The organism is Roseomonas sp. TAS13, assembly GCF_001950415.1.
Taxonomy (GTDB): domain Bacteria; phylum Pseudomonadota; class Alphaproteobacteria; order Acetobacterales; family Acetobacteraceae; genus Roseomonas; species Roseomonas mucosa.
In genome coordinates, this window is record NZ_BDLP01000488.1 from 1 (window position 1) to 2718 (window position 2718).

5 protein-coding genes are annotated in these 2718 nt (G+C 72.4%); all 5 read right to left on the reverse strand.

The genetic code is table 11. The features are described 5' to 3' along the window. Positions 1-31: 31 nt before the first annotated feature. From ROTAS13_RS22525 to ROTAS13_RS27470, 5 genes are read right to left on the reverse strand one after another with little or no spacing between them, the layout of a single operon-like run. A complete protein-coding gene (locus ROTAS13_RS22525; RefSeq protein WP_075823502.1) occupies positions 32-307 on the reverse strand; it encodes a hypothetical protein in 276 nt (91 codons plus the stop codon). Further along, on the reverse strand, positions 304-1485 hold the full coding sequence (locus ROTAS13_RS22530) for a hypothetical protein (RefSeq protein ID WP_027297351.1): 1182 nt from the start codon (positions 1483-1485) through the stop codon (positions 304-306). The genes ROTAS13_RS22525 and ROTAS13_RS22530 overlap by 4 nt, the downstream gene beginning before the upstream one ends. After that, a complete protein-coding gene (locus ROTAS13_RS22535) occupies positions 1482-1937 on the reverse strand; it encodes a hypothetical protein (RefSeq protein WP_027297352.1) in 456 nt (151 codons plus the stop codon). The genes ROTAS13_RS22530 and ROTAS13_RS22535 overlap by 4 nt, the downstream gene beginning before the upstream one ends. Before the next feature lie 56 nt (positions 1938-1993). After that, complete coding sequence (locus tag ROTAS13_RS22540) at positions 1994-2506, reverse strand: lytic transglycosylase domain-containing protein (protein ID WP_075823503.1); 513 nt, start codon at positions 2504-2506, stop codon at positions 1994-1996. Beyond that, on the reverse strand, positions 2503-2676 hold the full coding sequence (locus tag ROTAS13_RS27470; RefSeq protein WP_171979210.1) for a hypothetical protein: 174 nt from the start codon (positions 2674-2676) through the stop codon (positions 2503-2505). The genes ROTAS13_RS22540 and ROTAS13_RS27470 overlap by 4 nt, the downstream gene beginning before the upstream one ends. Between the last annotated feature and the right edge of the window lie 42 nt (positions 2677-2718).

Sequence of the window (2718 nt, forward strand, 5' to 3'; positions counted from 1 at the left end):
GCCTTAAGGGTGGAGCTGTGCGTAGTTGTGATCAAGAGACAGGCCGCTCCGCCCTGCCGCTTTCCGCGTTGCCGCCGAGGATCGCGCCGCCCGTGAAGGACAGGACCGTGCAGGCAACCAGGACGACCCAGTCGAAGCGGTTCCGCACGGCTCGCACGGTGGTCGCTTCCGACACCTTTCCGGCTGCCCTTTCGGAATCGCCGAGGTGGAAGTGGACATGCACGGGCCGGCCCGCGTCCTGCTGCGGGACCGACGCGACGGTCCGGCCCAGGAAGTCGGCGAGCGGGCTCTCGGGGTTGGGGTTCACGGCTGCGTCCTCGCTGTCTGCTCCTCGGCATGCTGGAGGAGCGCGATGCGAACGGCCCGCTCCGCCTCGTCGAGCTGCGGTGGGAACAGGGGACAGCGAGCCTGGCGCTCGGCCTGCCAGTGCGAGCGCGAACCGACCGCCTCGACCCGTGGATTGGGCTGGCTGTTCTGCCCGGGGCCGTGGCCGGGGAAGCCCAGCGAATGCAGGGCGTACCAGAGGGAGCGGTCGAGCAGCTTGAGGCCGTTGAACTGCGCCGGGGCGAGGATGCCGGACTCCAGCCGCGCGGCGTTGAGCAGCCCCATCAGGGCGGTGGTCTCGTAGGCGTGGCGGGCAGCCGCCGCCTCGGCCGCCTCGTGCGCCGCTCCCTCGGCCAGCACGGCATCGGCCCGCAGCAGCACCGCCGGAGGGACCGGCAGGCTCTCCGCAGGGCCGGTGGGCGACGGATCACGGGCCTGCCCCAGCGCCTCGGCGAGATCGCCCAGCAGCTGCTGGCATTCCTCGCGCCGCCCGCTTAGGTGCAGCGCGAAGGCCGCGAAGATGACGCGCCCCGCCGGGGAGGCCCGGCGCGGGCCGCGCCAGACGGGGCCGAGCTGAAGGAGCAGCGCCTGCCGCAGCCTGGTCCCGTCCACCTCTCCCTTGGCATCGAGGCAGAAGCGGCCGGCCCATTCCTGGACGTGCAGGGCGGGATCGGCCGGCCGAGGCGCCTTGGGAGCCGGATCGACGAGCTTCAGGTGCCGGCCGAGCATGGCACTGGCCGCCCGGTAGAAGCGGGCCTGCTCGCGCAGCAGGCCGTCGAGGTCGAAGCGCCGCCGAAAGCGGCCCGGCGGCGCCCCGACGAAGCAGAGCACGGCCAGGGCGCCGATCAGCCCGGCCGCCGGCCACCGGAAGAAGCCGTTGACCTGCCCGCACATCGCCACCAGGCGCTCGAAGCTGACGGTCGCGTAGTTGCCGTGGATCACGCCCTGCCGCAGCGCCTCGTAGCCGTCGGTGAAACGGCCGATGAAGGTCATCTTGCGGATCTGCAGCCAGGCCACCGCCTCGACCACCTCGCGGTGGTAGCTCGACCACAGCATCCAGCCGAGGAAGCCGCAGCCGATGACGATCACGATCAGGCTGAGGAAGACGTAGTCGTCGCTCGACGCCCAGCCGCGGCGGGCGCCACCTCCCGCCGTGCTCATGCCGGGGCTCCGAAGAACACGATGTTGGCGTGGTGCCGTCTTGGCTCGATGCCTTGCCGCTCCGCCGGCTGGGTGCCGTCATAGCCTGGCAGCGCCGCGAGATAGAGGTTCAGCGGCCAGACGATGCCCTCGGGCATCGCCCGGGCATCGACCTCCATCACCTCGCCGCCGATCCGTCGCCGGAAGCGGCGCCGGGTGGCGAGGGCGGCGATCGAGGACAGCTCCATCGCGAAGCGCACCGCCGCGTTGTCGAGCGGCAGGCCGGTGTGGTCGCGCATCCAGACCAGCACCGGGGACAGCGCCCGGATCAGCCGGGCCGCCAGGCTGCGCCAGGGGCCGTGGCAAACCGCGCGGAAGCCCGTCATGCGGCGCAGCAACGCGAGGCTGACCGCCTCGGCGTCGCCGTCGCGCAGGGCATCGGGCGGGCGGTCGGGAAAGCAGGCGCTGGCCATGCGGGTCTCCGGTCTCATACGCGGAATCTGCCCTGGCTCCTTGCGAACGGCGCCGCTCAGGGTGTGCCCCTGGACCCCGTGCCGCTGGTCCGGTCGCGCAGCCGCAGGACCTGGGTCAGCACCTGGCGCAGATAGCGGTCCTTGTAGACCTCGGTGCGGGAGTGGTAGCGGCCGACACCCTCCCAGAAGTCGCCGCCGGCGCTGTCGAGGGCCGTGCGAAGGATCCAGGCGCCCGCCTCGACATTGGCGCAGAAATTGTTGAGCAACGCCTCGCGCGCGGCGGCGACGCTGGTCCCCCAGCGCCGGGCGATGGCCGGCAGGTGGATCTCGTTGATCTGCATCGGGCCGATATCGACCGTGCCGTTGGTGTTGCCGCTGGTCCGGCCGATCGAGCCGCCCTCGACCGCGAGCAGCACCGCGATCACGCCCGGTGGCACCCGGTGCAGCGCCGCCGCGGCGCGGATGCACTCGGTCACCGCCGTCACCGTGGCGTCGGAGACGTCGTCTGCCCTGGCTTGCCCCACCAGGAGGCAGGGGAGGATGGCGGCAGCCAGCAGGGTGGCTCTCATGGGCTGGCTCCCGGGGCCGGGCGCCGGGGTGGGGAGGCCTCCGCGCGCAGCGTGCGCCAGACCTCGGCGAAGTCGTTGACGACCAGCGCGGTCGGGCCGCCGGTCCGGTGGATCGCCTCCAGCGCCGAGAGGGCGACCACCGTGAAGGGCTCGCCCCGCACCCCTGCCACCCGGTAGCCCAGCCTGTCTCTTGATCACATCTACGCACAGCT